8 protein-coding genes are annotated in these 6,206 nt (G+C 68.2%); 6 read left to right on the forward strand and 2 right to left on the reverse strand.

All coding sequences use genetic code 11. The features are described 5' to 3' along the window. Nucleotides 1-37 precede the first annotated feature (37 nt). Nucleotides 38-1,705, reverse strand: a complete 1,668-nt coding sequence (locus ACFWF3_RS20595; RefSeq protein ID WP_379314894.1) for an FAD-dependent oxidoreductase — start codon at nt 1,703-1,705, stop codon at nt 38-40. A 155-nt stretch (nt 1,706-1,860) separates the two neighbouring features. Between ACFWF3_RS20595 and ACFWF3_RS20600 the strand changes: the two genes are divergently transcribed. Next, the gene (locus ACFWF3_RS20600; protein ID WP_378634316.1) at nt 1,861-2,352 is read left to right on the forward strand and encodes a SixA phosphatase family protein; all 492 of its coding nucleotides are present in this window, start codon (nt 1,861-1,863) and stop codon (nt 2,350-2,352) included. A 16-nt stretch (nt 2,353-2,368) separates the two neighbouring features. Here ACFWF3_RS20600 and ACFWF3_RS20605 read toward each other — a convergent pair whose 3' ends face one another. Further along, nucleotides 2,369-2,572 (reverse strand): hypothetical protein, encoded by a 204-nt coding sequence (locus ACFWF3_RS20605; RefSeq protein ID WP_062988972.1) that lies wholly within the window; start codon nt 2,570-2,572, stop codon nt 2,369-2,371. 48 nt (nt 2,573-2,620) lie between these two features. On the opposite strand from ACFWF3_RS20605, the gene ACFWF3_RS20610 reads away from it, so the two are divergent. The 5 genes from ACFWF3_RS20610 (at nt 2,621) to ACFWF3_RS20630 (ending at nt 5,986) form a co-directional block, all read left to right on the forward strand. Then, nucleotides 2,621-2,989 (forward strand): VOC family protein, encoded by a 369-nt coding sequence (locus ACFWF3_RS20610; RefSeq protein ID WP_378990926.1) that lies wholly within the window; start codon nt 2,621-2,623, stop codon nt 2,987-2,989. 88 nt (nt 2,990-3,077) lie between these two features. Next, nucleotides 3,078-3,542: a MerR family transcriptional regulator gene (locus ACFWF3_RS20615; RefSeq protein ID WP_378990927.1), complete on the forward strand. Its 465-nt coding sequence runs from the start codon at nt 3,078-3,080 to the stop codon at nt 3,540-3,542. After that, entirely contained in the window at nt 3,539-4,555 is a 1,017-nt protein-coding gene (locus tag ACFWF3_RS20620) for an aldo/keto reductase (protein WP_378990928.1), read from the forward strand. Before ACFWF3_RS20615 ends, ACFWF3_RS20620 begins: the two co-directional genes overlap by 4 nt. Before the next feature lie 130 nt (nt 4,556-4,685). Beyond that, a complete protein-coding gene (locus ACFWF3_RS20625) occupies nt 4,686-5,000 on the forward strand; it encodes a GNAT family N-acetyltransferase (protein WP_378990930.1) in 315 nt (104 codons plus the stop codon). Next, nucleotides 4,997-5,986 (forward strand): pirin family protein, encoded by a 990-nt coding sequence (locus tag ACFWF3_RS20630; protein WP_379314895.1) that lies wholly within the window; start codon nt 4,997-4,999, stop codon nt 5,984-5,986. The genes ACFWF3_RS20625 and ACFWF3_RS20630 overlap by 4 nt, the downstream gene beginning before the upstream one ends. The last annotated feature ends 220 nt before the right edge of the window (nt 5,987-6,206 follow it).

Below are 6,206 nucleotides of genomic sequence, written 5' to 3' on the forward strand. Positions count from 1 at the left end.
GTACCCGGCACCGCGGGTACCCGTGCCAGCTCTGCACCTAGCCCTTGGCTGCTTTGAGCAGGTCGGCGCGGGTGGTGAACTTGACCCGCGGCCTGCCTGCCGCCTTGCCCGCGGTCTTCTCGGCCTGGTCGATGGTCTTCCAGCCCTTGCGGTCGACCAGATCGGGCTGGCGCTGCGCGAGCAGTGCCCGCAGGGCGGCGCGGTCGCCGGTCGGCGCGGTGAGTTTGCCCGCGATGAAGTCGGCGATCACCGCTTCGACGGTCTCCTCGGCGTCGATCCGGTTGGAGCCGATCACCCCGCGCGGGCCGCGCTTGATCCAGCCGGAGACGTAGACGCCGGGGACGGGCACGGTCGCGTCGATGACCCGGCCGTGCTCGCTCGGCACGGTGCCACGGCGCTCGTCGAAGGGCAGGCCGGCGACGGGTTCGCCACGGTAGCCGATCGAGCGCAGCACCAGGCCGGTCTCGATGGTCTCGGTGCGATCGGTGGCGGTGGCCACCAATTGCCCGTTCTCCTCGGTCAATTCGTTGTGCGCGAACTCGATCGCGGTGACCGCGTCGGTGCCGTGCACGACGGTCGGCGCGGCGAGGTAGCGGAACACGATCCGCTTGTTCGACAGGTCGGGCGCGGCCGTCGAATACTCTTTCGCGAGCTCGTACTTCAGGCGCAACGAGGGTTCGATGTTCGGATCGTCGAGCAACGCGCGGCTGTGCGGGTCGAGTTCGATATCGGCGGGGTCGACGATCACATCGACGCCCGTGCGATGGGTGAGCGCGAGGAACTCCGGCGAGCTGTAGGCGGCTTGCAGCGGGCCGCGTCGCCCGAGGATCACCACCTCGCGGATGTTGCTGCGACGCAGGGCGTCCAGCGCGTGGTCGGCGATGTCGGTCTTGGCGAGCTCGTCCGGGTCGCCGGTGAGCACGCGCGCCACATCGAGGGCCACGTTGCCGTTGCCGACGATCACCGCACGTTCACCGGACAGGTCGAACTCGTGCTCGGCGAAGTCGGGGTGGCCGTTGTACCAGGCCACGAACTCGGTGGCCGAGTGGCTGCCGGGCAGGTCCTCGCCGGGGATGCCGAGCGCGCGGTCGCTCGAGGCGCCGACGGCGTAGATCACCGCGTGGTGGTGGTCGAGGAGCTCCTGGTGATCGATGTGCTCACCGACCTCGACATTGAGGTAGTACTGCAGCGTGTCGCGGCGGAACGCCGACTCGAACATCTCGGCGACGCCCTTGGTGCCCGCGTGATCGGGGGCGACGCCCGCGCGCACCAGACCCCACGGGGTCGGCAGCCGGTCGAACATCTCCACCTCGACATCGCTGCGCCGCAGCAATTCGTCGGCGGCGTAGCAGGCAGCGGGGCCCGCGCCGACGATCGCGACGCGCAGCGTGCCCAGGCTCTTGGGCGGGCGCACCGGTGTGCTCAGCGGGTCGAAGTTCGACTCGAGCGGGTGACGCTGGAAGTAGGCGGCGTTGATCTCGCGGTATCTGGACAGCGAGGCCAGCAGGTCATCTTCGGAGAAGATCGCGTCCACCGGGCACGCGTCAACGCAGGCACCGCAGTCGATGCAGGTGTCGGGGTCGATGTACAGCATCTCCGCCGTGGCGAACTCCGGTTGATCCGGAGTCGGGCGGATGCAGTCGACCGGGCATTCGGTGACGCAGCTGGCGTCGTTGCAACAACGCTGCGTGATGACGTAGGCCATAGGTGCAGATCCTCGAAATGTGTGGTCGGTGGCTCGAGACGCCCCCTATCAGGGCCCGTGGCGGGTGAACCACGAACCCATCGATGGTGACGCAGCTTTCAGTGTGCCTCGAGTGTGACTGCTACCTCACCGCTGCCCACGATTACGGTGGTCTCATGGTGGCGACCCTGATCCTGATGCGGCACGGAAAATCGGCCTATCCCGACAACGTCGACGACCACGCGCGCCCGCTGGCACCGCGTGGCGAGCGCGAAGCGGCGCTGGCCGGGGACTGGTTGCGCGCCGCCGCGCCGCCGATCGACGCGGTGCGCTGCTCGACCGCCGAGCGCACCAGACAGACCCTCGCGGCCACCGGCATCACCGCGCCCGTCGAGTACACCGACGACATCTACGACGCGAACCCGCACACCCTCATGGAACTGATCGGGCTCACCGACGACACGATCTCGACGCTGCTCATCGTCGGCCATGTGCCCGGGATTCCCTGGACCGCGTGGGAGCTGGCGGGCAACCGCGAATCCGATCAGGCGACCGAGCTCAGCCGCAAGTTCCCCACCTCGGCGCTGGCCGTGCTCGAGTTCGATCGGCCGTGGGCACAACTCGGCCCCGGAACGGGCGAACTCACGACGTTCCACGTCCCGCGCTGACCTCATTCGGTGCGGCTCACTTGAGCAGCTTGCCGCCGACGACGATCCCCACCCCCAGCAGCGCCAGGAGCACGAACGCGACGAATCCGTTCGTCAGCGCCCAGACCACGCCGAGCACGAGTACCACCGGGGCCACCGCGATAGCGGTGATCACCGGGCTCTCCTTGACCGTTTCCCAAGCCGAGCGGGCCCTGACGCGGTCGATGTCCTTACCAGCCATGTGATCCACACTACGTTTCCGTCGGACCACCGTGTCATGCTCGACCACATGGATTGGAAAATCGAACTCGTTGCCATCCCGGTCACCGATGTCGACCGGGCCAAGGATTTCTACACCAGCATCGGCTTCAACGCCGATCACGACCACACACCGTCCCCGGAGATCCGATTCGTCCAGCTCACACCGCCGGGTTCGGGGTGTTCGATCTGCATCGGCCGCGGGCTCACCAGCGCCGCACCGGGCAGCGTCGAGGGGATGCAGATGGTCGTGGCCAGCGCCGACAAGGCCTATGAACAGCTGATCGCCGCGGGTGTGGCGGCCAGCCCCGTCGAGGACATGGGCTGGGGACGGTTCACCTTCTTCGCCGACCCCGACGGCAACAAGTGGGCGATCCAGGAGCTGCCGAACTACAGCTGACTTCGCTCGCCCCCGAGGAACAGTCCTTGCTTGGAGTGCACTCCAGGTGGATACCGTCTAAGAAGTTCCACGGGAAGGGACGAGCACGATGGATCAGGACGCGGCGCTGCGCGCCGAGAGCGGCGACGACGAGCACGAACGCCCGAGGTATTCGATCGGCCAGGTGGCCGATCGCTCGGGCCTGAGCCGCGACACCCTGCGCTGGTACGAGCGGATCGGGCTGATGAGCTATGTCGGTCGCGATCACACCGGCAACCGCCGGTTCAGCGACCGCGACCTGGAGTGGCTGGCGCTGATCGCCCGGCTGCGGCTCACCGGCATGCCGGTGGCCGACATGATCCGCTACGCCGAACTGGTGCGGGCAGGCGAGCAGACCTACCCGGATCGGCTGGAGATGTTCCGGCAGACCAGATCCGACGTGCTCGACAAGATCGCGGAGCTGCAGCAGACCGTGGCCGTTCTCGACTACAAGATCGCCGTCTACGAAGGCCGATCGGATGTGGTCCGGCCCGCCACGATCACCGTGCACACGAGCGAAGGAAGCGACACATGAGCACCACCGCGACACTGCCGACCACGACTCTGGGCGCCGACGGACCGCTGATCGGCACTCAGGGGCTCGGCTGTATGGGCATCAGCGAGTTCTACGGTGATACCGACGCGGCCGAATCGCGGGCCACCCTCGACCACGCGCTCGAACTCGGCGTCACCCTGTTCGACACCGCCGACGTGTACGGATCCGGTCACAACGAGGAATTCCTCGGCGATTTCGTGCGCGCCAACCGCGAAAACCTGCTCATCGCCACGAAATTCGGCATCGTTCGCAAGGCCGACGATCCGTCCTTCCGCGGCTTCGACAACTCCCCCGCCTACATCCGCGCGTCGGTCGAGGCCAGCCTGCGCAGGCTCGGCGTCGACACGATCGACCTGTACTACATGCACCGGCGCGACCCGCGGGTCCCGATCGAGGAGACCGTCGCCGCCATGGCCGAACTCGTCGCGGCGGGCAAGGTGCGGGCGCTCGGGTTGTCCGAGGTGACCGGTGACGAACTGCGGGCCGCGCACGCGGTGCACCCGATCGCGGCGTTGCAGTCGGAATGGTCGCTGTTCTCCCGCGACGTGGAACGCACCGCGGTGCCCGCCGCGGCCGAACTGGGTGTGGCGTTCGTTCCGTACTCGCCGCTGGGCCGCGGTTTTCTCACCGGCGCGTTCACCTCGGCGACAGAGCTGAGCGACCAGGACTTCCGCAAGTTCCAGCCCCGCTTCACCGGCGACAACGCCCAGCACAACGCCGCATTGCTCGCACCGCTGGCCGCGATCGCCGCCGCGCACGGCATCACCCAGGCCCAGGTCGCACTCGCGTGGGTACACGCGCGGGCGGACGTGCACAACCTGTCCGTGGTGCCGATTCCCGGCACCCGCAAGCGGACCAGACTGGCCGATAACGTCGCCGCGGCATCAGTACGCCTGTCTGCGGACGAACTGGCCGCAGTGGAGCCGATCGCCGAACAGGTGGCAGGCAGCCGGTACGCGGATATGACGTTCACCTCGGCAGGACGCGAATAGAGTCCCGCGACGACCGACGATCGCGCGGAATAGGCTGCGGCCGACGAATGGTTCTGGTTACCGTCACGGTCGACGCAACGACGCGCCGACCCTCAGCGCACCGCCGTCGGTGCGGAAGGAGCGTTTGCCGATGACCGAGACAGCAGAGCCACAGCGCCGCGTCGTGCGCAATGTCGAGAAGAATCGCTACGACGTGTTCTTCGACGACGAGCTCGCCGGCTTCACCGAATACATCGAGCGCGACAACGACACCGATTTCATCCACACCGAGATCGATGACGCGTTCGCGGGCAAGGGACTCGGCGGCGTACTCGCCCGCCAGGCAATCGAGGACGTGATCGCGCGCGGGCGCACCATCACCGCGCACTGCCCGTTCATTCGCGGCTGGCTGGACAAGCACCCCGAGTACGACGCGCACGTGGTGGGCAAGGGCATCGCCGGATGAGCGACCTGGAGATCGACCCGGACGAGGCGCTGTGTGAGCCGTCGCCGCGTCCGGGTCCGATCGCCGAGTTGTATCCGGCCAGGGAGGTCCCACTCGGCGGGGTGCGCGGGGTGTACGTGGAACGCACACTGCCGCAACGGGATCTGCCGACCGTCGGCGCGTGGTGTTTCCTCGACCGGTTCGGTTCGGCCACCGCGACCGAGGCCGGCGCCTCCCCCGACATCCTGCCCCACCCCCACATCGGCTTGCAGACGGTGACCTGGCCGCTCGACGGCCGCATCCGGCATCGCGATTCGGTGGGCTCCGACGTCGAGATCGCGCCGGGGCAGCTGAATCTGATGACCTCCGGTCGCGGCATCGCGCATTCTGAGTTCGGCGTGCCCGGCGCGGAAGCGGGCCACGGCCTCCAGCTGTGGATCGCGCTGCCCGGCACCGCCACCGGCATCGACCCGCATTTCGAGCAGCATCGCGAACTGCCGAGCTACGCGGCGCCAGGACTGCGCGCCACCGTGTTGATCGGCGCCCTGGGCGGTGTCGCCTCACCCGCGAAGGCCTACACGCCGATCGTCGGGGCCGACATCGTGCTCGACCCCGGCGCCGAGGTGTCGCTCCCGCTGGACCGCGCGTTCGAGCACGCCGTGCTGGTGATCGAGGGCGCGGTGACGATCGACGGCACCGAACTCACCCCGGGCCCGCTGCTGTATCTGGGCACCGACCGCACCGAATTGCTCCTGTCCAGCACCGACGGAGCGCATTTCGCGCTGGTCGGCGGCGAACCCTTCGCCGAGGAGCTGGTGATGTGGTGGAACTTCGTCGCCCGCAGTCACGAGGAGATCATCGATGCGCGGCAGGCGTGGGAAGCCCGCGATGCCAGCCGTTTTCCGTTGGTCGTCGGCCACACCCCCGAGGAGCGGATACCCGCTCCGCCGCTACCGCCGTTGCGCTTGAAGCCACGCAAACGAGCGACCGGCTGCACTCACCTCTGACGCGGCGCCGAGGCCGCATCGCCCTCGCTGTCCGGAATCAGCCTGCGGCGAAACAGGCCACGCCGCCACCCGATGCGGGACTCCCCGCCACCGCATCGGGTTTCGCGCGCTCAGCGACGTTCGGCCAGCAGGGCGTCGAGGGCCCGGTAGCTGTCGTTGAGGCCGACCTCCATGCCCGAGGCGAGCATGCCCGCGCATTCCTCGGCCGTGTGGAAGATGC

The organism is Nocardia sp. NPDC060220, from assembly GCF_042727815.1.
GTDB lineage: Bacteria > Actinomycetota > Actinomycetes > Mycobacteriales > Mycobacteriaceae > Nocardia.